Consider the following 21428-nt stretch of genomic DNA (forward strand, 5'->3'; position numbering starts at 1 on the left):
CTCTGTCCTCAAGCCACGACGCAGTGTAGCGGGGATTGCGGTGGCAGGAGAAACCAAACCCCCGACGTGAGTAATGGAAGCGTATAACGGCGCGTGGCCGTCGTTCGGGGCTGGGAATGTCCCAAGGGGCGCGCCAACCGCTACAGGGGGAATGATGGACGAATCCAATCACTGGTACGGGCACTCGCGCATTCTGGGCAGGTACTGCGAGCTGCCGGACGAGACGCCGAAGCGAATTCAGGGCTTCCTTCAACACGGATGGAACTATCTCCACGGATTTCCCCCGAACGACCATTGGTGCAGCCCCGGATATCCCCGTTTCATCTGGTCTGACGTGCTTCGTCGCCGGGGCTGGTCGATGGGCAGACGCGGCCACTACCTCATCGGCGCGCCCTGGATCTACCTGCTTCACCTGGAGCCTGAGCTCGGCGTGGTCTCCGAACGCAAGGGTACGATCTGGTATCCCTTTCATGGGTGGGAGAAGTCGTCCGTGACCGGGGATCATGCCCTCCTCGCCGACGAAATCCGAAATGTCGAGACCGAACCGGTAACTGTCTGTCTTTACTGGCTGGAATATGCGAATCCGGACATTCGGCGGGCGTACGAATCGAGGGGATTCAAGGTCATCTGTCACGGCGAGCGCGGCTCCCGGTGGGAGAGCAAGGGGCGCGACTTCCTGCGCCGGCAGCTGATCCAGTTGCGGCGCCACCGCAGGGTGGCCTCCAACCGGCTCGGCAGCGCGCTGTTCTACGGCGCCTCCGTCGGCTGCGAGGTCGCCGTCTACGGAGACCCGATGCAGTACGAGGACGAGCGCCCCGAGTACGGCGGCACGGCGCGCCGCCTGCGGCTCTGGCCCGAGCTGCACGGCACGCACGTCGATCCCGAGCTGGCCGCCGAGGTGGCGCGGCAGGAGCTGGGATTCGAACATCAGGCGACACCGGAGGAGCTACGGCGAATGTTCGGATGGAAGCGGGTGCCCGGGGGAACGCCGCCAGGAGGAGGCGCGGCGGGAGCCGGACGTCCCGGGCCCTGGGTGAGGGCGACCGCCTCCGGGCGGCCGGGCGCGCTCCACGGGGTGACGTCATGAGCGAGCGCGTGAGCGAGGCGCCCGCGAACGTGCGCCTGATCGGCGGCGAGATGCTGCTGTGGTCGGACCTGTCCAACGTGGCCGGCGTCACCGACTGGCGCGGCGCGGCCCTGGAGCTGGTCAGCCGCGTGATCCCGGCGACCGGCCGGGTGCTGCTGGTCGGGCCGCACCCGCAGGTGCTGGTCGACGACGTGGTGGACCGGGCCGGCGAGACGGCCGTGCTGCTGCGCTCCTATCCCGACGCCTGCGCACTCGGCGAACGCCACCCGCGGCTCGCCGTCCACTGCGGGCGGCTCGACCTGTTCGACGCGGACGAGCCGTACGAGCTGGTGCTGGCGCTCGACGGGCTGCTGCGCACGCACTCGGCCGAGGCGCCGGCGGCGGCGTGGATCGAGTCGCTGCACGCGCTGTCGGCCCTCGTCGCGCCCGGCGGGCGGCTGGTGCTGGGCGTGCGCAACGACCTGGGCGTCGACCGGTTCATCGAGGCCAGGCCCGCCGACCGGGAGGGCGGCGACGACCAGTGGGCCCCGCACGGGTTCGACCCCAGCCACCCGAGCGGGCCCGGCGCGCTCGACGGCGCCATTGAGGGGGCGGGGCTGAGCGTCGAGCGCTGCTACGCGGCCTATCCGGGGCGGCAGGCCCCCCGGGCGTTGCTGGCGCGCGAGGCGCTCGCCTTCGACCTGCCGGAGGCGATCACGTTCCCGCTGAGCGCCAAGGGCGGCGACCGCCTGCTGGTGGCCGACCCGCTGCGGCTGACCCGGCTGGTGTTCCGCCACCGGCTGGGGGAGGAGCTGGCCCCGCTGTGGCTCGCCGTGGCCACCCGGCCGCCGTCGCCCCCGCACACGCCAGGCGCGGAGGAGGCGGAGGGCGCGGTCGAGCTGCCGCTCGGCCTGATCGAGGAGGGGGCCGTCGTCCACGAGCTGACCAGGGGCGGCATGCGGCGGTTGCCCGACGGCGCCGAGCGTCCGGTCCCGGCCGGCCGGGTGGTCGAGGAGATCCTGGTCGAGGCGTGCGCCCGCGAGGACACCAGGGCCGTGCGCGAGCTGCTGTCGGCGCTGGCCGACTGGCTGGAGACCGACGGCGGCCCGTGCGTGACCGCCGACGGCCTGGTCCACGACGGCGAGCGGTTCGCCGCCATCGTCCAGACCGCCGCGCCGGCCGTGCCGCCCGAGCCGCGCGTGGTGCTGTGCAGGGTCCTGTGGCGGTTCGCCGTACGGCTGCTTGCGGCGGGCCACCACCACCCGTGGCCGTGGCCGCTGGAGGCCGACCAGCTCACGCTGACCCTCTGCGGCATGGCCGGACGTCCCTGCGACCAGGGTGACCTCGACCTGGCCCGCAAGTTCGACGCCGAGCTGGGCCATCCGGCCGAGCACGCCGACCCGCCCACCTACCGTGACCTGCTCGGCGGCCGCGACCGCCTGGCCGACCAGCTCACCGCCGCCCTGGCCAGGATCTCCCGGCTGGAGACCAAGCTCTCCTACCGCGAGCGCGAGCTGGTGCGGGCCAGGTCCAAGCTGAGAAGGACCCAGCGCAAGACCGCCGCCTACCGGCGCACGCTCGGGTACCGCCTCTCCCGCCGTCTGGCCCGCCCGCGCAAGGTCGCCCGCCGGGTCTTCCGACTGCTGTCCGGCTGACGAGCCGACGACAACGCTGAGGAGTGCATGTGCCGGTTCTTTCGGTGATCGTCCCGTTCCACAACGTCGAGAAGTACATCGGCCCCTGCCTGGACTCCATCTCCGGCCAGACGATGTCCGACCTGGAGGTCATCTGCGTCGACGACGGCAGCCGCGACGACGGGTGCGCCGAGGTCGAGTCCAGGCAGGCGGCCGATCCCCGGATCCGTCTCATCAGGCAGCCCAACCAGGGCGTCGGAAAGGCCCGCAACGTCGGCCTGACCCAGGCCACCGGCCGCTACCTGGCCTTCGTCGACGGCGACGACACCGTGCCGCGGGAGGCGTTCAAGCGGCTGGTGACCTCGCTGGAGTCCACGGGCTCCGACCTGGCCTGCGGGAACGTCATGCGGCTCTACCGCAACCTGCTCATCCCCTCCTGGGCCCATCGGGAGGCGTTCGCGACGCCGATGCGGCGTACCCACATCACCCGCCACCCGCTGCTGATCCGCGACCGCATGTTGTGGAACAAGGTCTACCGCCGGTCCTTCTGGGACCGGCTGGGCCTGAGCTTCCCCGAGCGCATGTACGAGGACCAGCCCGTCGCCATGGCCGCCCACGTGGGCGCCCGCTCGGTGGACGTGCTGTCCAAGGTCGTCTACCACTGGCGGCAGCGTGACGAGCCCGGCTCCTCGATCACCCAGCGCCGCCTGGAGCCGGGCAACCTGCGCGACCGGATGTTGTCGGTGCTGCAGACCGCCGACCTGCTGGCCCGCGACGCGCCGGGGCTCAAGCCCGACTTCGACCGCGACACGCTCGACATCGACATGACGGTGGCGGTCGAGGCGGCCGCCACGACGGGGATGCGCCCCGAGCTGCTCGACCTGATGGTCCGCTACCTCGACGGCGTGTCCCGCGAGTCCTGGCTGAGCGTCCCGTTCGAGCACCGGATCCAGGTGCACCTGCTGCACCGGCGGCGGCTGCAGGAGCTGGCCGGGGTGCACGAGCAGGCCCGCGAGGGCCGGCTGCAACCGCGCGTCAGACCGGCGGGCCTGTTGCGCAGGCGCTGGTACGGCCGCCACCCGGCGATCCCGGCGCACCTGTCGGAGGTCTCCGAGGAGCTGGCCCTGACCGCCCGCCTGGTGTCGCTGGAGTGGCGCGACGGCGTGCTGACCGGCGCGGGCCGGGCCGCGCTGGGCCGCTTCGACGCCGGCGCGCTGCGCCGGGTGCGCCTGCGCGCCTGGCTGGCCGAGCGCGCGACCGGCGAGATCATCCGCCTGTCGGACGAGCAGAGCGCCCCGGTCTGGGAGACCGTCGAGCTGGAGGAGGGCGTCGAGGCGCCCGAGCACGCCTTCCCGTTCGCGTTCGCGGTCGATCCCGCGGTGTTCACGCCTGTCCAGCTCGCCCGTCGCGGCCACTGGGACCTGCGCGTGCAGCTCAGGGGCCACGGATTGAGGCTCGACGCCAGGGTGGCCGGGCCGCGCTGGCTGCCGCCGCAGGTGCCCGCGCCGCGCCGCAGGTCGGGCGTGTGGCTGGTGCCGGCGCGCGGTTCCAAGGGCGGGTGGGGGCTGCGGCTGCGCAACGCCCAGGCGCTCATCGGCGAGTGCCGCGTGGACGACGGCGACCTGGTGTTCTCGGGCCGGATCAACGACCTCGGCGACGGCGAGCCGGTGGTGCGGCTGCGGCGCAAGAGCGACGGCGAGGAGATGTACTTCCCCGTCGCGCTGGCCGGCCAGGACTTCTCGGCGCGGGTGCCGCTGGCCGGCATCGACGAGAGCGTCGGCCGCGAGTCGTGGTGGGAGGTGGTCATCGACCAGGGCCGGCCCATCCGCCCGCTGGTGCGGCGGGCCGGGCGCCAGGTCGCCACCGTGGACGACCGGCGCTTCCTCATCGACCGCAGCGAGGACGGCTGCCTGCTGCTGGCCGAACGCTGAGGGCCGGGCTCATCCGGCGAGGATCGAGGTGAGGGTCTCGACGACGAGGTCCTGCTCGCCGTCGGTCAGGTCGGCGAACAGCGGCAGCGACAGCTCCTCGGCGTAGTACGCCTCCGCGCGCGGGCACAGCCCACGCCGGTAGCCGAGGTCCTCGAACACCGGGTGCCAGTACGCCGGGATGTAGTTGACCTGCACGCCGATGCCCGCGGCCCGCATGCGGTCGTAGACCTCCCGGCGGCGGCCGTCGCGCACCCGGACGGGGTAGAGGTGCCAGCTCGGCGTGACGTAGGCCCGCCGGCCGGGCAGCGTGAGGCCGGGCACGTCGCGCAGCAGCGTGTCGTACCGGGCGACCAGCTCGGCGCGGCGGGCGCGGAACCGTTCGAGGCGGCGCAGCTGGCTGACGCCCAGCGCGCAGAGCACGTCGGGCAGCCGGTAGTTGAGGCCGAACTCGTGCACCTCCTGGTGCCAGCCGCCGTGGCCGGGGTCGCGCTGCCCGGCCGGGTCGCGGACCAGGCCGTGGTTGCGGAACCGGGCGGCCCGTTCGAGACGGCCGGGGTCGGCCACCGCCACCGCGCCGCCCTCGGCGGTCGTGACGGTCTTGGTCGGGAAGAACGAGAACGTCGTCAGGTCGGCCACCGACCCCACCGGCCGGTCCTTGTAGGACGCGCCGATCGAGTGGGCCGCGTCGGCCACCAGCACCGCGCCGGCCCGCTCGGCGACCGTGCGCAGCTCGTCGTAGTCGGCGGGATGGCCCGCGTAGTCGACGCCGGTGACGGCCTTCGTGCGGTGGGTGACCAGCGCGGCGACCGCGTCGGGATCGATGTTGCCGGTGTCGGGCTGGACGTCGGCGAAGGCCACCCGCGCGCCGCGCAGCACGGCCGTGGCCGCCGTGGCGACGAACGTGAGCGGCGAGGTGATCACCTCGTCGCCCTGGCCGACGCCGGCCGCCACGTAGGCGACGTGCAGCGCGGCCGTGCCGGACGTGACCGACACGCAGGGCACGCCGCCGGTCCAGCGGGCCAGCTCGTCCTCGAACAGCCGGACCGCGGGGCCCGTGGTCAGCCAGTCGCCGCGCAGCACCTCAGCCACCGCCTCGATGTCGGACTCGATGATGGACTGCCGTCCGTAGGGCAGCATCAGCCGGCCACCATGTCACGCAGGTCGCGCACGGACAACCACCGGTCGTTGGTGTCGGAACGGTAGGAGAAGCCCTCGGGCAGCAGCTCGCCGGTCTGCGGCGCCTGGTAGCCCCAGGTCGCGATCGTGGGCTGGACGACGTAGCGGTCGGCCAGGCGGAGGGTGCGGCGGCCGTCGTCGGGGCCGATCATCTCCTCGTGCAGCTTCTCGCCCGGCCTGATGCCGATCTCGTAGACCGGGCTGTCGGGGGCCAGCGCCTCGGCCAGGTCGGTGATGCGCATGCTGGGGATGCGCGGCACGTAGAGCTCGCCGCCCTGCATGAGGTCGAAGGAGTCGACCACGAACCGCACGGCCTGGTCGAGGGTGATCCAGAACCGGGTCATGCGCTTGTCGGTGATCGGCAGGCTGCCGCCCTGCTCGGCCAGGCGCAGGAAGAACGGCACCACCGAGCCCCTGCTGCCCACGACGTTGCCGTAGCGGACGACGGCGAAGCGGGTCTCGTGGGCGGCGGCGTAGTGGTTGGCCGAGACGAACAGCTTGTCGGCGACCAGCTTGGTGGCGCCGTAGAGGTTGATCGGGCTGGACGCCTTGTCGGTGGACAGGGCGACGACCTTGCGCACGCCGCAGTCGATGGCCGCCTCGACCACGTTCTGGGACCCGGCGACGTTGGTGCGGACGTACTCGAACGGGTTGTACTCGGCGGTGTCGACCTGCTTGAGCGCGGCGGCGTGGACGACGTGGTCGACGCCGTGCATGGCGCGGGTGAGGCGGTCGCGGTCGCGGACGTCGCCGATGAACCAGCGCAGGCGGTCGTCGTCGCGGAAGAGCTGCTTGAGCTCGTACTGCTTGAGCTCGTCGCGGGAGAAGACCACCAGGCGGCGCACCCCGAGCGAGTCGAGCGCGTGGCGGATGAACGCCTTCCCGAACGACCCCGTGCCTCCGGTGATCAGAATGGACGATCCACTGAGAATGCTCACGCGGCCCCCTGAAAATCGCGCTGACGAACTGTGGTCGTTGGAGCAGGCCGGTAGCATAGCGCGATCGATCAACCACGTATGGTCACACGGGGGAATGTGGTTTTGATGCGTATTGTCGGAATCATCCAGGCTCGGATGGGCTCCACTCGGCTGCCCGGGAAGGTGCTGCGCGACCTCGGGGGGCGGTCCGTCCTGGGCTGGGTCGTGCGCGCCGCGCGCGAGTCGCGGGCGCTCGACGACCTCGTGGTGGCCACGACGACGCAGGCCGCCGACGACGCGGTGGCGGCCGAGTGCGACCGGCTCGGCGTGGCCTGCCATCGCGGGCCCGTCGACGACGTGCTCACCCGGTTCATGCAGGCGCTGGCCGGCCGGGAGGCGGAGGCGGTGATGCGGTTCACGGCCGACTGCCCGCTGCTCGACCCCGTCGTGATCAGGGAGGCGGCGCTGGTCTTCCGCGCGGTCCCGGGCCTCGACTACCTCAGCACGAGCCTGGCCAGGACGCTGCCGCGCGGGCTCGACGTGGAGATCGTCGGCCGGGCGGCCCTGGAGCGCGCCGACGCCGAGGCCACCGGCTTCCACCGCACCCACGTGACCTCTCACGTCTACGCGCACCCGGGCGAGTCGCGGCTGCTCGGCCTCGCCCACCAGCCCGCGGCCGACGACCTGCGGGTCACCCTCGACACCGAGGACGACTGGCGGCTCATCGCCCGCGTGGTCGAGGAGCTGGGCGACGCCTGCGTCCCGGTGCGCACGCTGGTGAGCTGGCTGCGGGCCCGGCCCGAGGTCTGCGAGCTCAACGCCCACGTGCGCCAGAAGGAGCTGCAGGACGCATGAGCGGGCGGGTGGGCGTGCGCTGCGACGCCGCGGCGGGGAGTGGGGCCGGACATCTGGTGCGGTGCGTGGCGCTGGCCGAGGAGCTGTGCGCGCGGGGCGTCGAGGTGGTCTTCCTCGGCGCGGTCTCCGGTTCGGAATGGGCCATGGACCAGCTCAGGAGCCGTGGCCTGCCGCTGATGGCGGCCCCCGGGCGGCCCGACCGGCTCGCCGCGCTGGCGTGCGAGCTGCGGCTCGACGCCGTGGTGCTGGACTCCTACGAGCTGCCCGAGGGCACCGGCGGGGCGCTGCGGGCGGCGGGCTTCCCGGTGCTGGCGATCGTCGACGGCGACCCGCTGGGCCAGGAGGCCGACCTCTACCTCGACCAGAACCTGGGCGCCGAGGACCGGCCCTTCCCGCTGCCGCGCGACTCCTGGCGGCTCGCCGGCACCCGGTACGCGCTGCTGCGCGACAGCGTCCGGGGGCGGCGCAGGGTGCGGCAGCCGGGGCCGGTGCCGCGGGTGTTGTGCTTCTTCGGCGGCACCGACAGCGCGGGCGTGGCCCCCGCCTGGGCGGAGGCGCTGGCCTGCACGGGCGTGCCGTTCCAGGCCACGCTGGTCAGCCCGGAGCCGTTCGAGGCGGGCGAGGGCATCACCGTCATCCCGCCCACCGACCGCCTGCCCGAGCTGATGGCGGCCGCCGACCTCGTGGTCACCGCCGCCGGGTCGGCCATCTGGGAGCTGCTGCACCTCGGCGTGCCCACGGCGCTGAGCTGGGTGGCCGACAACCAGCTCGCGGGCTACCGGGCGCTGGTGGGCCGGGGGGTGGCCGCCGGGCTGGGCCGGGCGGCCGACGCCGAGGCCGTCGGCGTGCTCGCCCGGCTGCTCGCCGACCCCGCGCTGCGCGAGGAGCACGGCAGGCGGGGCGGCGGGCTGGTCGACGGCAAGGGCAGGGAACGCGTCGCCGACGCCTTCCTCGACCTGTGGGTCAGATGAGGTCCCAGGTCAGCGGCGTGCCGAGGGGCGCGTCGCGGGTGAAGCGGCGGCCGGTCACCTCGTCGATGGCGTCGGGGGGCAGGCCGCCGGCGGGGCGGATCGACCGGACGTTCTCCCTGGTCACCGCCTCGCCCGCGCGTACGTCGCGCACCACGTAGAGCGAGCGGCGGAAACGCAGGCCCTCGCGCTCGGACTCGCGCGGCCCGAGCACCGGCCGGCCCAGCGACTGCCACGCGCGCTCGCTCTCCTCCACCAGCGCCGCCAGCTCGGGCGGCTCCAGCGAGAAGGCCGCGTCGACGCCGCCGTCGGCCCGCGACAACGTCACGTGCTTCTCGATCAGGCACGCGCCCAGCGCGACCGCCGCCAGGGCGGCCCCGATGCCGGGGGTGTGGTCGGAGACGCCGACCTCGGCGCCGGTGAGCGCGGCCAGCAGCGGCAGCGAGCGCAGGTTGCTCTCGGCGGGGGAGGCGGGATAGGAGGCGGTGCAGGACAGCACGGCGAGTTGCGTGCAGCCCGCCTCGCGGGCCGCCGTCACCGCCGCCTCGATCTCGCCCGCCGTGGCCATGCCGGTGGAGATGACCAGCGGCTTGCCGGTGGAGGCGGCCAGCCTGATCAGCGGCAGGTCGACGATCTCCGACGACGCGATCTTGTACGCCGGCGTGTCGAGCTTCTCCAGCAGCTCCACGGCCGTGGGGTCGAAGGGCGCGGAGAAGGCCAGGAGGCCGTGCTCGCGGGCCCGCTCGAAGATCGGCTCGTGCCACTCCCAGGGGGTGTGGGCGCGTTCGTACAGCCGGTAGAGGTTCTCGCCGCCCCACAGCGCGTGCCCGTCGCCCACCCGGAAGGCGGGGCCGTCGGCGTCGACGGTGATCGTGTCGGGCCGGTAGGTCTGCAGTTTCAGCGCGTGCGCCCCGCCGGCCGCCGCCGCGTCGACGATGGCGAGGGCCCGCTCCAGGCTGCCGTTGTGGTTGCCGGACATCTCGGCGATCACGAACGGCGGCCGGTCGGCCCCGATCGTCCGCCCTCCGATGGACATCATCCTTGCTCCTCCTTGGTCAGCTGGACGGCGACGACCTCGCGCGGCACCCCGTCGACCGGCATCCGGTAGGTCGCGACCTCGGCGAACCCGAAGCGCCTGTGCAGCCGCCGTACCGACTCGTTGTCGGCCAGCACCTCGCCGCGCAGGGTCGTCAGCCCGAGCGGGCCGAACGCGTGGTCGATGGCGGCCCGCTCCAGGCCCACCCACGCCCGCAGCACCGCGCCGGACCGTTCGAGGCCGTCGAGGTCGAGGTAGAAGCCCCAGTAGGCGCTGTCGCCGCCGAGCTCCGAGTACGTCACCACCCCGGCGCGGGCCCCGGCGTGGTCGTAGATCAGCACCTGCCTGGTCGCGTCCGCGCGGACGGCGGCCCACCAGCGGGCGTGCTCGTCCTCGGAGATCTCGTGGCCGGTGAAGCTGGCGGCGCGCACTTTCGGATGGTTGCGCCAGTGGCGCATAACGGGCAGATCATCGTCCCGGACGCGTCTCAGCACCGCTCCCCCTACCATTCGTGCTCGACTCATTGCACAACGTAGCGGATTCGATGCCGGGTAAAGAGCTCATCAGGGACGGGCATCGAACGCGGAACAGGCGAGGCGGCCACGGCATGCTGCCCTCGACCGCCTTCCACGAAAGCCAAGGAGCGTCATGATCCCCCTGCTCAGTGTCGTCGTCCCGGTCCACAACGTGGAGCCGTACCTGACGGAGTGCCTGAAATCGCTGGCCGCCCAGACCATGGAGGACTTCGAGGTCATCATGGTCGACGACGGCTCGGTCGACGGCAGCCGGCGGCTGGCCGACGACTTCGTGGCCCGAGATCCCCGCTTCACGCTGATCGAGCAGCAGAACCTGGGGCCGGGGCCGGCCCGGAACGAGGGCGTCAGGCGGGCCAGGGGCACCTATCTGGCCTTCGCCGACAGCGACGACGTCGTGCCGCCGCACGCGTACGAGGTGCTGATCGCCAAGCTCGGGGAGACCGGCTCCGACCTGGCGTGCGGCGCGGTCAGGCGCATGGTGGACGGCGTGCTGGAGGAGTCGATCCTGCACGAGCGCGTCTTCCGGCGGCCCGTGCTGTGCACCCACATCACCGACAAGAAGGTGCTGGTCAGGGACCGTACGGTGTGGAACAAGGTCTACCGCGCCGACTTCTGGCGGCGGCACGGCCTGCGCTTCCCCGCCGGCATCTACGAGGACGTGCCGGTCGCCATGCAGGCCCACGTCCTGGCCACCAGCGTGGACATGGTGGACGACGTCGTCTACCACTGGCGCCGGCGCGACGAGGGGGAGACCTCGATCACGCAACGCCGCTCGCAGCTGCCCAACCTGCACGAGCGCCTGACCGCCATCCGCGCGGTGCGCGCCTTCCTGGACGACGGCGCGCCGGAGCTGCTGCCCGAGTTCGACGCCCTGGTGCTGGAGAAGGACATCGTCTTCCTGTTCCAGGCGCTGGAGTCGGCGCGGGAGGCGGGCGAGGACCTGGTGCCGCTGCTGGGGCTGGCCGACGCCTGGCTGGACGAGCTGAGCCCGCGCGCGCTGGCCGGCGCGCCCTCGCTGCGCCGCCTGGAGCTGCACCTGGTCCGGCGCGGCATGATCGACGAGCTGCGCGCGGTCCGCGACTTCCGGCGCAGCCGCCTGGACGGCACCCGGGTGCGCCCCCGCGGCTTCCGCACCGTCAACTGGTACGGCGACTACCCCTACTTCCGGCGGCGACGGCGGCTCGGCATCCCCGACGACGTCTACGACGCCCGCGACGAGCTCAAGCTGATCGCCAGGGTGGACGACTGCTCCTGGACGGGCGCCGCGTACCGCCTGCGCGGCGAGGTGGCCATCCACCGGGTCGAGCGCAAGGTGGGCAAGGTCAACGTGTGGCTGAGCGACGGCCGCCGCCGGGTGCCCCTGGAGGTTCGGCGCGCCGGCCGCCACGGCGTGGTGGCCGACATCGACCCCAGGGCGCTCGAAGGTGGCGGCCCGACCTGGCGGCTCCTGGTCAAGGCGGAGACCCGCGGGCTCGTGCTCAAGGGCTCGTTCCGGGACGGAGACGCGCACGGTGCGTGGCGGTTTTCCCTGCAGGGTTGGTCAAGAAGCGGCATGGACATGCCCCAGTAGTTCCAGACAGTAATCGTCAGACGGCGGTCCGTAGCCATGCTGGGATCCATGAGGACCTATTCGCTGGATGACGTCTACGAGACACGCAAGCGGAGAGACTCCTGGTGGACCGTGTATTTCGTGGATCCGGTCGCCTGCCGGGTCGCCCTTCCCGTCGCCAACCGCACCCGGATCACGCCCAACGGGCTCACGGTGTTCTCGCTGGTCCTCGGCATGGTGTCAGCGGCCTGCTTCGCGCTGGACCAGCTCGTCGCCGGCGCCCTGATGTTCTACCTGAGCTTCACCATCGACTGCGTGGACGGCAAGATAGCCCGGCTCAAGGGCACGGGGACGCCCTTCGGCCTCTGGCTGGACTACGTGGGGGACCGGGTCAGGGTCGTCCTGTGCGCCGGGGGGCTGGCGTACGGGCAGTACGTCCTGACGGACGATGTCCGCTACGTGGTGCTCGGCGCGGCGGTGGCCGTGCTCGACCTGTTCAGGTACGTCAACGCCCCGCAGATGAAGCGGGTGCGCGAGGCGGTCAGGGAGGAGCGGGGCGAGCCGGAGCTGCCCGGCGAGGACACCGCCCCGCTGGAGTGTGCGCCCGCGGACCTCGACCTGCACCTGCTCGTGGAGCGCGGTCCGCGCCCCGGCGGCCGCAGGCGGCGGCTGCCTTCCTTCTTCAGGCGCCTCAACAGGTTCCTGGCCAGGCACCGGGTGCGGTCGCACCTGATCAGCGGCATCGAGTTCCACGCCGCGGTCTTCGTGGTGGCGCCGCTCGCGGGGGCGTGGGCGCTGATCCCGCTCGCCATGGCCGCCGGCGTCCTGCTCCTGGCCAACGAGATCTTCCTTGTCTACCGGATGTGGCTCTTCACGCGCAGGCACAGCGTGCCCTCCCAGGAGAGCCGAGAGCACGTTCTCGTCTAAGTTTTCGGGGGTTAGTACGAAATGTCCGACCGGCCAGTCTTCGTCATTGGATGCCCGCGGTCCGGCACCACGATGCTCCAGCTCATGCTCCACTCGCACCCGCGCATGGCGGTGCCGCCGGAGACGCGCTTCCTCGTTCCCGCTTATTACCGGCGCCGCACATGGGGCGACCTGCGGGTCCCCCAGCGGCGCAAGGCACTGGCACAGTGGATCGCGACCGACCGCAGCACGAAGTTCCGCGAGCTCAAGATCGACAAGGACGAGTTCATCCGGCAGGCTGTGGAGGGGCCGGGCTCGCTCGGCTCGGTCATCGGCACCGCCTTCCGCATGTACGCCGACCGCTTCGACAAGGCCCGCTGGGGCGACAAGAGGCCCAGCTACGTCAAGCAGACCGACCTGCTGCTGCGCCTCTTCCCCGACGCCCAGTTCATCCACCTGATCAGGGACGGCCGCGACTGCGTGGCCTCGCTGAAGGAGATGCCCTGGTACACGCTGGACTCCTTCCACGCGATCTCCACCTGGGCCGAGGCCATCGACGCCGGCGAGCGGCTGCGGCGCACGCTGCCCGACGACACCTACTACGAGCTGCGCTACGAAGACCTCACCGACGACCCGATGACCGAGATGAAGAAGCTCTGCCACTTCCTGGAGGAGGACTTCGCGCCGTCGATGATCTCCCCCCGCGAGGCCGCCGTCCAGGCCGTCCCGCAGCACAAGGTCTGGCACAGCAACACCCACCGCGAGGTCACCCGCAGCCGGGTCGGGAGCTGGGCCAACCGCCTGGACGACTGGGAGATCGCGCTCTGCGAGCAGGTCCTCGGCGAGCGCCTCCAGGCCAACGGCTACGAGCTGACCGGCGCGCCCAGGCCGGCCAAGGAGCACCTGACGGCCTGCCAGAAGACCATGCAGAAGCGCAAGGCCAGCCGGTCGCGCAAGGCCATGCGCGACCGCTTCAACCGGCTGCGCGAGCCCAGCCCGGTCGGCGCGCTGCTCACCTCCACGCAGAAGTCGCTGGCCGGCATCCCGCAGCAGCGTCCCGAGGTGACCGTCTAGCGCTGGATGTGCGCGAACAGCCGCTCCCAGCGGTCCAGCACGTGGTCGAGGCGGAACGCCTCGGCCCGTGCCCGGGCGGCGGCCCCCAGCCGCCGCCGCTCCGGCGCCGATCCCATCAGCGCGGCCAGCTCGGCGGCGAACGCGTCCACGTCCCCCGGCGGCACCCGTACCGGGCCCGCCGAGCGCACGCCGCCCGACACGTCGAAGGCCACCGACGGCACCCCGTGGGCGCACGCCTCCAGCAGCACGACCGGCAGGCCCTCGTGCTCGCTGGTCAGCGCCACCAGCGAGGCGTTCAGGTACTCCTCCCGCATCCGGTCAGCGGGCACCAGGCCGCGGAAGACCACCCGGTCCGCGACGCCCTCCCAGGCCGCGTGCGCCCGCAGCCGCTCGCGTTCCGCGCCGTCGCCGATCAGATGCAGCTCCCAGGACGGCGGCGGCTCGGCGCGGGCGAACGCGCTGATCAGCCGGTCGAACCGCTTGACGCCCTCCAGGCGCCCCACGCCCAGCACCCGCGGCACGTCCAGCGCCGACGTCTCCCGTGGCCAGGCGCCCAGCGGGTTGGGCAGCGTCCAGGCGTTGGGCAGCAGGGCGTGCTCGGAGAAGGCCCAGGCGTCGTCGTCGCTGAGGAAGAGCGCCTGGTCGAGGTCGGGGTAGTGCTTCTTGATCGAGGCCAGGTGCCAGCAGTCGCGGGCGTGGTCGTAGGAGCCGTGGTACTGGCCGATCGAGCGGAACCCGGCGGGCAGCAGCCCCGACAGCCTGGTCACCACCGACGGCGACGTCAGCACCGCGTACCCGGGGCGCACGCCGCGCAGCAGCTCCTTCACCCTGCGGTCGGCCAGCCGCCTGGCCAGCGGGCCCTGCTCGCCGAGCGGGCCGCCCACGACGTGCTGCCGGTAGAGCGGCCGGTCCACGTACCGGAAGGGCGCGGCGGCGCGGTGCAGGCCGACGACGTGCACCTCGTGGCCGCGTTCGGCCAGGCCCTGGGCCAGGGTGTGGGTGACCCGCTGGACGCCGCCGAGCGTGTCGGCGTCCAGGCAGGCGAAGACGACGGTCATCGCGTGCGTCCCTCGAAGAAGTCGTCCACGATGCGGGCGGAGGCGTCGCCGTGCTCGTCGGCGCACCACAGGGCGCGGAAGGCGGCGTACTTGGCGGCGAAGGCGGCGTGCACCTCGGGCAGGTTGCGCAGCACGTCCACCAGCTCGGCCGTGGTCGTCACGCACGGGCCAGGGGCGATGGCGGGCAGGTCGTGGTAGACGCCGCGCTCGGAGAGCCGGTAGTCGTCCCAGTCGTCGATGAGGAACACCATCGGCCGGCCGGTCAGCGCGTAGTCGCACATCACGGACGAGTAGTCGGTCAGCAGCGCGTCGGAGGCCAGCATCAGGTCGTTGATCTCCGGATAGGACGCGGCCGGCCGCACGAAGTGCCTGAGCCGCTCGGGCGGGTCGTACTTCTCGACCGGATGCGTGCGCAGCACCACCACCCACTCGCCGGCCAGCTCCGCGGCCATGAGGTCCAGGTCGGCGCGTACCGAACGGCCGCTCGTCCTGTCCCGGTCGCGGTAGGTGGGCGCGTAGAGCAGGACCTTGCGCCCCGGCGGGATCTCCAGCCGGGCCCGCACGTCGCCGGCCGCCTCCGCCCGCACCAGCGCGTCGCAGCGCGGGGTGCCGCACCGGTAGACCTTGCCGTCGTAGCCGTTGGAGGGCAGGAACACCCGCGAGAACTCGGCGCTCGGCGAGACCAGCGCGTCCCACCTGGCGACGGCGGCCCGCCACTGCTCGCGCGGCCGGTCGAAGTCGCCGCGCAGGTCGGGCGCGTCGAAGCCGATCGATTTGATGCCCTGCCCGTGCCAGGTCTGCAGGTAGCGGGTGCCGGGCGGCTTGGGGTAGTCCAGCGGGAAGCCGTGGCTGTCCACCCAGATCCCGGCGCGGGCCATCGTCCACAGGTAGCGCCAGCTTCCCCGGCGGACCAGCCGCACGTCGGCGGGGAAGTTCTTGCGGCCCTTGGCGACCGACCAGACCGCCTCGATCGGCAGGCCGCGCCGCCGCACCTCCTCGTAGATGGCGCGGGGGCTGCCGTTGTAGCCCTTGCCGACGTCCGACTCGAACAGGGCGAGGTCGTCGCGCCGCGGCACCACCCTGATCAGCAGCTTGTACGCGCGCAGCTTGGCGCGCGGCGTGTTGAGCTTCCTGAGCAGCAGCCGTCGCGCCCGCCGCAGCGCCGAGCGGGTGCGCGAGTGCGTGCGCACGCACAGGTAGGCGGCGTAGCCCTCGGCCTTCACCGTGCAGCCGGGCAGCTCGATCGGCTCCAGGTTGGGGTCCACGATCAGCCGGTCGGTGGTGACGTGGCCGTCGGAGCGGCGCCGGAAGCCGATGCGCGGGTCGCTCCTGCCGCAGGGCGCGAAGACGACCTGGCTGACGTAGCCGCCGTCGCCCGAGGGGACCGGCCGGATCGGCACCCGTTCCCGGCCCGCCTCCAGGAAGGCGTCCCACTCGGCCGGCAGCACGCCGAACGGGTCGTAGGTGCGCACGGTCATCCGCACCCGCTCGCCGTTCGTGGCCAGGCCGGTCACCTCGTGCCGCAGCCGGGAGTCGGTGTAGGGCAGCTCGGCCAGGCGCAGCGCGGTGATGTCCAGCCCCGGCGCGGCCGTGGTGCCCCAGTACGTGCGCCCGTCCACCTGCACGGCCGCCCGCGGCGCGGCCCGGGGGCCGGTCAGCGAGCCGGCCGCCACGCGCAGGTCCTCGATCCGGTCGTCCAGGATGAGCCGGCAGCAGACCCGGTCCATCGGCTCGATCCGGTCGAACACCGCGTCGGGGATCTCCTCCAGGTACGGCCGCACGACCGAGGCGAACTCCTTGACCCACACCAGGTCGCGCGCGGGCAGCGGGTTGAGGTAGACCCGCAGGTCCTGCCGCAGGAACCGGTACTGCCGGTGCGGCACCAGGTCGTGCGCGCCGTAGCCGCGCAGGATGTCGTCGCTCAGCCGGGCCGCGATCACCCGCTGCCGCACGTTGTCCATCTCGTCGATGCTCAGGGAGATCGACTCGTTCGAGCTCGCCCGGTGCCAGTGGTAGACCACCCACGGCACGATCGCGAACCGGCGGGCCACCGCGTACAGCTCGGTGGCGAAGACGTGGTCCTCGTAGTGGATGTCCTCGGGAAAGCGCAGCACGTTGTCGCGCAGCCAGGCGACGTTGTAGAGCTTGTTGGTGCTGAAGGAGTCGAGGAAGAGCTCGGGCTCCGCGCGGATGCCCTCGACCACCCGCCGCCGGGCGAACAACGACGGATAGTACGGGCGCAGCCGTCCGTCCCGCTCGAACAGCCGGGAGATCTGCCCCGACACGAAGTCGGCGCCGGTGCGCTCGATCTCGGTGAGCAGGCTCTTGCACGCGTGCCTGGGCAGCTCGTCGTCGCTGTCGAGGAACATGGCGTACGGCGCCCTGGCCGCGTCGATGCCGTCGTTGCGCGGGGCTCCGCAGCCGCCGCTGTTGCTCTGCCTGCGCAGGTAGCGCACCCGCGGGTCCTCGGCCATGAGCCGCGCGGCCACCTCGGGCGTGCCGTCGGTGCTCGCGTCGTCGGAGATGATCACTTCCAGGTCGCGCAACGTCTGCCGCAACACCGAGCGCACGGCCCTGGGCAGGCGGGCCGCGTCGTTGTACGAGATCACGACGACGCTGCAGTCCGGCATGCCCATGTCCCCCCAGAAATGACCTGCGGGAATGGCACTTCCCCCTGATAGCGGGAAGTGACCGGACTTTATGTGGTTTTTGCTGAAAATCAGCGCATAAGGCGACGAACCACCCAGATGAGGATCGTGAGCGCCAGCAGGCCGCCCGCGATCGGCGCGAGCCGCCTGAGCAGCGGCTGTCCGGCGATCTCCATCAGGTCGAGCGCCTCCTCGTCGGGCGTGCGCGAGGTCCGCAGCGTGCCCGCGGGCCGCACGTCCGGCTCGGGGACGGTCACCGCGCTCAGGTGCCGCTCCTCCTCCTGAGGCTGCTCCTGGGGTGCGACCGGCTCCACCATGGGCTCGGAGAGGAGCTGGGCCAGGTTGCCGGCGAACCTGTCGATCAGCTTGGCCCCGACCTCTGCCATGACCCCGCGCCCGAACTGCGCCGGCCGCCCGGTCACGTTGAACGTCGTCTCCACGGCCACCGACGTGCCTCCGTCGGCCGGCGTCATGCGCGCCCTGACCGTGGCCGACGCCGTGCCGGAGCCCCTGGCCTCCTTGCCGGACGCCTGGATGGTCAGCGTGTGGGCGTCCTTGTCGACGTCCTCGAACCTGGCCGAGCCCCGGTAGGTGACGGTGATCGGGCCTACCTTGACCTTCATCCGGCCGGTGAACTCGTCGCCCTCGAAGATGTCGAGCGTCGCCCCGGGCAGGCACGGCGCGACCCGTTCGACGTCGAGCAGCACCGCCCACGCCTGCTCGACCGGAACCGGGACAGTGAACTCGTGCTCGAACCGCATCGCCATCGATCCGCTCCTTCCGAGGTTGGTTGCGACACTACGTCGGGGCGGGGGCGCCCGGAAGAGGCGCCCCCGCCTCACTCAGGGGGTCCCGGCGGCCGTGCGCACTGCCCGATGGGTCAGCACCCGGGCCAGGTGACGGCGGTAGTCGGGCTGGGCGTGCAGGTCGGCGGGGGGCGAGGTGCCCTCCGCCGCCTCCTCGCACGCCTGCCGCACCCGGTCGCCGAGCTCGACGCCGCGCAACGCGGTCTCGGTCGCGCGGGCGCGCACCGGGGTCGGGCCCATGTTCGTCAGCGCGACCCTGGCCTCGGCGATCGAGCCGTTGGCACGCCTGACCGCGGCCGCCACGCCGACGATCGCCCACGACTGCGCGGTCCGGTGGAACTTCTCGTAGTGGAAGCCCCAGCCCTCGCCCAGCTTCGGCACCTTCACGCCGACCAGGATCTCCCCGGCGCGCAGCGACGTCTCCAGGTAGTCGACGAAGAACTCGGCGGCCGGGATCTCCCGTTCGCCCCGCGCCGACGCGGCCACGATCACGCCGTCCAGCGCCAGTACCACGGCCGGCAGGTCACCGGCCGGGTCGGCGTGCGCCAGCGAGCCGCCGAACGTGCCCCGGTGCCTGATCGCGGGGTCGGCCACCCTGGCCGTGGCCAGCGCCACCAGCGGGGCGCCGGCGTTCACCACCGGGGACCGCATGACCTCGTCGTGCGTGGCCAGCGCGCCGATGAAGACGTGGTCGCCCCGGTCGTGCACGCCGTTCAGGCCGGGCAGCCGCCCGATGTCCACCAGCTTGGACGGATACGCCAGCCGCAACCGCAACAACGGCAGCAACGACTGCCCACCGGCCAGCGCCTTGGCGTCCTCGTCGGCGGCGAGCTCCGCGCAGGCCGCCGAGAGCGAGCCGGGACGCACGTAGTCGAACGGTGCGGGGATCATCGCCGCGCTCCTTCCAGCGCTCGCCAGACACGCTCGGGCGTGCACGGCATCCGGATGTCGCCGACGCCGTAGGGCCGCAGCGCGTCCACGATCGCGTTCACCACCGCCGGGGTGGAGGCGATCGTGCCCGCCTCGCCGACGCCCTTGACGCCCAGCGGGTTGCCGGTCGCGGGGGTCTCGGTGCGGTCCGTCGTGAACGACGGCAGGTCCGCCGCCGACGGCAGCAGGTAGTCGGCCATGGTCGTGGTCAGCAGGTTGCCCTCGGAGTCGTAGACGGCCTCCTCGAACAGCGCCTGCGCCACGCCCTGCGCGATGCCGCCGTGCACCTGGCCCTCGACGATCAGCGGGTTGACCACCTTGCCGACGTCGTCCACGGCCACGTACGAGCGGATCCTGGTCATGCCCGTCTCGGTGTCCACCTCCATCGCGCACAGGTGCGTGCCGTGCGGGAAGGAGTAGTTGTCCGGGTCGAAGGTGGCGTCGGAGTCCAGCCGCGCCTCCACGCCGTCGGGCAGGTCGTGCGCCTGGAACGCGGCGTAGGCCAGCTCCTGGATCGTCCGGCCCGACCCCGTGCCGCGCACCTTGAACGCGCCGCCGTCGAACTCCAGGTCGTCGGGTGAGCACTCCAGCATGTGGGCGGCCAGCTTCCTGGCCTTCTCCCTGACCTTCTCGCACGCCTGGAGCACGGCGATGCCGCCCACGACCAGCGAGCGCGAGCCGTAGGTGTCCATGCCCTTGTGCGCGACGGCCGTGTCGCCGTGCAGCACCCGCACGTCCTCGAACGGCACGCCCAGCGCGTCGGCCACGATCTGGCTCCACGCCGTCACGTGCCCCTGGCCGTGCGGGGACGTGCCGGTGATGACCTCGACCTTGCCGGTCGGCAGCATGCGCACCGAGCCGTGCTCCCAGCCGCCCGCCCCGAACCTGGCCGCCCCGAGCAGCCTCGACGGCGCCAGCCCGCACATCTCCGTGTACGTGCTGACCCCGATCCCGAGCTGCACCGGATCGCCCCGGTCCCGCCGGTCGGCCTGCTCGGCCCGCAGCTTGTCGTAGCCGAACAGCGACAGCGCCCGCTCCGTGGCCGCCTCGTAGTTGCCCGAGTCGTAGGTCAGCCCCGAGATCGTCGTGTACGGGAACTCCTCGTGCCTGATCCAGTTGCGCCGGCGCACCTCCAGCGGGTCCAGGCCCCGCTCGGCGGCGAGCTCGTCCATCGTCCGCTCGATGCCGAAGGTCGCCTCGGGACGGCCCGCGCCCCGGTAGGCGTCCGTCGGCATCTTGGTGGTGAACACGCCCCGGCAGCCGAACTCGTAGGCGTCCATCTTGTAGATCGCGTTGAACATGGACGCCCCGAGCAGCGGCACCCCCGGCGTCACCAGCATCAGGTACGCGCCCATGTCGGCCAGCAGGTCGACCTGGAGCCCCCGGATGCGCCCGTCGGCGTCGGCCGCGAGGCGGATGTGCTGGAGCTGGTCGCGGCCGTGGTGCACGGTCAGGTTGCCCTCGGAGCGGGACTCCGTCCACTTGACCGGCCGGCCCAGCCGGCGCGCCATCAGCAGGCAGAGCACCTCCTCGGCGGTGACCTGCAACTTCGAGCCGAACCCGCCGCCCACGTCGGGGGCGATCACCCGCAGGTCGTGCTCGGGGATGCCGGTCACCACCGCGAGCATGACGCGCAGGATGTGCGGGATCTGGGTGGAGGTCCACATCGTGAACGAGTCGCCGTCGGTGTCCACCAGCACCGCCCGCGGCTCCATGGCCGTCGGGATGAGCCGCTGCTGCACGTACGTCCGGTCGATGACGACGGCGGCGCCCTCGAACGCCGCGTCGACGTCACCAGAGGTGATCTTCATGGAGAACGCCTGGTTGCCCGCCTCGTGCACCTTCGGGCTGTCCGGCGACAGCGCCTCGGTCATGTCGAGCACCGCGGGCAGCGGCTCGTAGTCGATCTCGATGGCCTCCAGCGCGTCGGCCGCCCGGTACCGGTCGGTCGCGACCACGCAGGCCACGGCCTCGCCGACGTACCGGACCTCGGAGGTGGCCATCGGCGGGTGGTCGGGGATGACGACGTCGTCGGTCACCGGCCACGCGCACGGCAGGCTGCCCTGCTCGGCGGCGAAGTCCTGGCCGCTGAAGGCGGCCACCACGCCGGGCAGGCCGCGGGCCGCCGACACGTCCACCCGGGTGATCCGGGCGTGGGCCATCGGGCTGCGCAGGAACATCACGTGCAGCGTGCCGGGCCTGGAGAGGTTGTCCGTCCAGCGCGTACGCCCCGTCAGCAGCCTGGCGTCCTCCTTGCGCCGGCGCGGCCGGCCCACCTCGTGCACGCCGGCCGGCTCGTTGATCTGGCCGCTGCCGGCGATCTGCCCGGCGACGGCCT

General features: G+C 72.5%; 17 protein-coding genes. 8 read left to right on the forward strand and 9 right to left on the reverse strand.

The genetic code is table 11. The features are described from left to right. Window positions 1–151: 151 nt before the first annotated feature. The 3 genes from ACIBK9_RS45085 to ACIBK9_RS45095 are packed head-to-tail and all read left to right on the forward strand — an operon-like array spanning window position 152 to window position 4631. Window positions 152–1087: a hypothetical protein gene (locus tag ACIBK9_RS45085; RefSeq protein ID WP_397165148.1), complete on the forward strand. Its 936-nt coding sequence runs from the start codon at window positions 152–154 to the stop codon at window positions 1085–1087. After that, the gene (locus tag ACIBK9_RS45090) at window positions 1084–2721 is read left to right on the forward strand and encodes a hypothetical protein (RefSeq protein WP_397165149.1); all 1638 of its coding nucleotides are present in this window, start codon (window positions 1084–1086) and stop codon (window positions 2719–2721) included. Before ACIBK9_RS45085 ends, ACIBK9_RS45090 begins: the two co-directional genes overlap by 4 nt. Window positions 2722–2750: 29 nt before the next feature. Then, complete coding sequence (locus ACIBK9_RS45095) at window positions 2751–4631, forward strand: glycosyltransferase (RefSeq protein ID WP_397165151.1); 1881 nt, start codon at window positions 2751–2753, stop codon at window positions 4629–4631. Window positions 4632–4640: 9 nt separating this feature from the next. Here the strand turns inward: ACIBK9_RS45095 and ACIBK9_RS45100 are convergent, their stop codons facing one another. Continuing rightward, window positions 4641–5768, reverse strand: a complete 1128-nt coding sequence (locus ACIBK9_RS45100; RefSeq protein WP_397165152.1) for a DegT/DnrJ/EryC1/StrS family aminotransferase — start codon at window positions 5766–5768, stop codon at window positions 4641–4643. Then, on the reverse strand, window positions 5768–6745 hold the full coding sequence (gene pseB, locus ACIBK9_RS45105; RefSeq protein ID WP_352362753.1) for a UDP-N-acetylglucosamine 4,6-dehydratase (inverting): 978 nt from the start codon (window positions 6743–6745) through the stop codon (window positions 5768–5770). The genes ACIBK9_RS45100 and pseB overlap by 1 nt, the downstream gene beginning before the upstream one ends. Window positions 6746–6850: 105 nt before the next feature. Here pseB and ACIBK9_RS45110 point away from each other — a divergent pair, with 105 nt between their 5' ends. Continuing rightward, the gene (locus ACIBK9_RS45110) at window positions 6851–7579 is read left to right on the forward strand and encodes a glycosyltransferase family protein (protein WP_364338195.1); all 729 of its coding nucleotides are present in this window, start codon (window positions 6851–6853) and stop codon (window positions 7577–7579) included. Next, on the forward strand, window positions 7576–8550 hold the full coding sequence (locus ACIBK9_RS45115; protein WP_397165155.1) for a PseG/SpsG family protein: 975 nt from the start codon (window positions 7576–7578) through the stop codon (window positions 8548–8550). Before ACIBK9_RS45110 ends, ACIBK9_RS45115 begins: the two co-directional genes overlap by 4 nt. Here the strand turns inward: ACIBK9_RS45115 and pseI are convergent. Both pseI and ACIBK9_RS45125 read right to left on the reverse strand, forming a co-directional pair. After that, on the reverse strand, window positions 8543–9586 hold the full coding sequence (pseI, locus tag ACIBK9_RS45120; protein WP_397165157.1) for a pseudaminic acid synthase: 1044 nt from the start codon (window positions 9584–9586) through the stop codon (window positions 8543–8545). The two genes, ACIBK9_RS45115 and pseI, sit on opposite strands and share 8 nt — an antisense overlap. Continuing rightward, on the reverse strand, window positions 9583–10107 hold the full coding sequence (locus ACIBK9_RS45125; protein ID WP_397165158.1) for a GNAT family N-acetyltransferase: 525 nt from the start codon (window positions 10105–10107) through the stop codon (window positions 9583–9585). The genes pseI and ACIBK9_RS45125 overlap by 4 nt, the downstream gene beginning before the upstream one ends. 124 nt (window positions 10108–10231) lie before the next feature. On the opposite strand from ACIBK9_RS45125, the gene ACIBK9_RS45130 reads away from it, so the two are divergent. From ACIBK9_RS45130 to ACIBK9_RS45140, 3 genes are read left to right on the forward strand one after another with little or no spacing between them, the layout of a single operon-like run. Beyond that, entirely contained in the window at window positions 10232–11689 is a 1458-nt protein-coding gene (locus tag ACIBK9_RS45130; protein ID WP_397165159.1) for a glycosyltransferase family 2 protein, read from the forward strand. Between the two features lie 48 nt (window positions 11690–11737). Then, window positions 11738–12595 (forward strand): CDP-alcohol phosphatidyltransferase family protein, encoded by an 858-nt coding sequence (locus tag ACIBK9_RS45135; protein ID WP_397165161.1) that lies wholly within the window; start codon window positions 11738–11740, stop codon window positions 12593–12595. Window positions 12596–12616: 21 nt separating this feature from the next. Further along, window positions 12617–13648, forward strand: coding sequence for a sulfotransferase (locus ACIBK9_RS45140; RefSeq protein ID WP_358282256.1), 1032 nt, complete (start codon window positions 12617–12619; stop codon window positions 13646–13648). On the opposite strand, the gene ACIBK9_RS45145 is transcribed toward ACIBK9_RS45140, so the two are convergent. The 5 genes from ACIBK9_RS45145 to ACIBK9_RS45165 all read right to left on the reverse strand — a co-directional run bounded on the left by ACIBK9_RS45145 (window position 13645) and on the right by ACIBK9_RS45165 (window position 21393). Next, window positions 13645–14706: a glycosyltransferase gene (locus ACIBK9_RS45145; protein ID WP_397165163.1), complete on the reverse strand. Its 1062-nt coding sequence runs from the start codon at window positions 14704–14706 to the stop codon at window positions 13645–13647. The genes ACIBK9_RS45140 and ACIBK9_RS45145 overlap by 4 nt on opposite strands. Next, on the reverse strand, window positions 14703–17336 hold the full coding sequence (locus ACIBK9_RS45150; protein ID WP_397165165.1) for a CDP-glycerol glycerophosphotransferase family protein: 2634 nt from the start codon (window positions 17334–17336) through the stop codon (window positions 14703–14705). The genes ACIBK9_RS45145 and ACIBK9_RS45150 overlap by 4 nt, the downstream gene beginning before the upstream one ends. An 89-nt stretch (window positions 17337–17425) precedes the next feature. Continuing rightward, window positions 17426–18121: an SRPBCC family protein gene (locus ACIBK9_RS45155; RefSeq protein ID WP_397165167.1), complete on the reverse strand. Its 696-nt coding sequence runs from the start codon at window positions 18119–18121 to the stop codon at window positions 17426–17428. Between the two features lie 75 nt (window positions 18122–18196). Next, window positions 18197–19051, reverse strand: coding sequence for an FAD binding domain-containing protein (locus ACIBK9_RS45160; RefSeq protein WP_397165168.1), 855 nt, complete (start codon window positions 19049–19051; stop codon window positions 18197–18199). Then, window positions 19048–21393, reverse strand: a complete 2346-nt coding sequence (locus ACIBK9_RS45165) for a xanthine dehydrogenase family protein molybdopterin-binding subunit (RefSeq protein WP_397165378.1) — start codon at window positions 21391–21393, stop codon at window positions 19048–19050. Before ACIBK9_RS45165 ends, ACIBK9_RS45160 begins: the two co-directional genes overlap by 4 nt. Window positions 21394–21428 lie beyond the last annotated feature (35 nt).

This window comes from Nonomuraea sp. NPDC050227 (assembly GCF_044459705.1).
Classification (GTDB): domain Bacteria; phylum Actinomycetota; class Actinomycetes; order Streptosporangiales; family Streptosporangiaceae; genus Nonomuraea.

What these genes read in the sequence shown, in the direction of transcription:
- ACIBK9_RS45140 (WP_358282256.1), top strand. Translation starts at nt 12,617, where the DNA reads ATGTCCGACCGGCCAGTCTTCGTCATTGGATGCCCGCGGTCCGGCACC.
- ACIBK9_RS45090 (WP_397165149.1), top strand. Translation starts at nt 1,084, where the DNA reads ATGAGCGAGCGCGTGAGCGAGGCGCCCGCGAACGTGCGCCTGATCGGC.
- ACIBK9_RS45150 (WP_397165165.1), bottom strand. Translation starts at nt 17,336, where the DNA reads ATGCCGGACTGCAGCGTCGTCGTGATCTCGTACAACGACGCGGCCCGC.
- ACIBK9_RS45110 (WP_364338195.1), top strand. Translation starts at nt 6,851, where the DNA reads ATGCGTATTGTCGGAATCATCCAGGCTCGGATGGGCTCCACTCGGCTG.
- ACIBK9_RS45155 (WP_397165167.1), bottom strand. Translation starts at nt 18,121, where the DNA reads ATGGCGATGCGGTTCGAGCACGAGTTCACTGTCCCGGTTCCGGTCGAG.
- ACIBK9_RS45115 (WP_397165155.1), top strand. Translation starts at nt 7,576, where the DNA reads ATGAGCGGGCGGGTGGGCGTGCGCTGCGACGCCGCGGCGGGGAGTGGG.
- ACIBK9_RS45160 (WP_397165168.1), bottom strand. Translation starts at nt 19,051, where the DNA reads ATGATCCCCGCACCGTTCGACTACGTGCGTCCCGGCTCGCTCTCGGCG.
- ACIBK9_RS45125 (WP_397165158.1), bottom strand. Translation starts at nt 10,107, where the DNA reads ATGAGTCGAGCACGAATGGTAGGGGGAGCGGTGCTGAGACGCGTCCGG.
- pseI (WP_397165157.1), bottom strand. Translation starts at nt 9,586, where the DNA reads ATGATGTCCATCGGAGGGCGGACGATCGGGGCCGACCGGCCGCCGTTC.
- ACIBK9_RS45145 (WP_397165163.1), bottom strand. Translation starts at nt 14,706, where the DNA reads ATGACCGTCGTCTTCGCCTGCCTGGACGCCGACACGCTCGGCGGCGTC.
- ACIBK9_RS45100 (WP_397165152.1), bottom strand. Translation starts at nt 5,768, where the DNA reads ATGCTGCCCTACGGACGGCAGTCCATCATCGAGTCCGACATCGAGGCG.
- ACIBK9_RS45130 (WP_397165159.1), top strand. Translation starts at nt 10,232, where the DNA reads ATGATCCCCCTGCTCAGTGTCGTCGTCCCGGTCCACAACGTGGAGCCG.
- ACIBK9_RS45085 (WP_397165148.1), top strand. Translation starts at nt 152, where the DNA reads ATGATGGACGAATCCAATCACTGGTACGGGCACTCGCGCATTCTGGGC.
- ACIBK9_RS45135 (WP_397165161.1), top strand. Translation starts at nt 11,738, where the DNA reads ATGAGGACCTATTCGCTGGATGACGTCTACGAGACACGCAAGCGGAGA.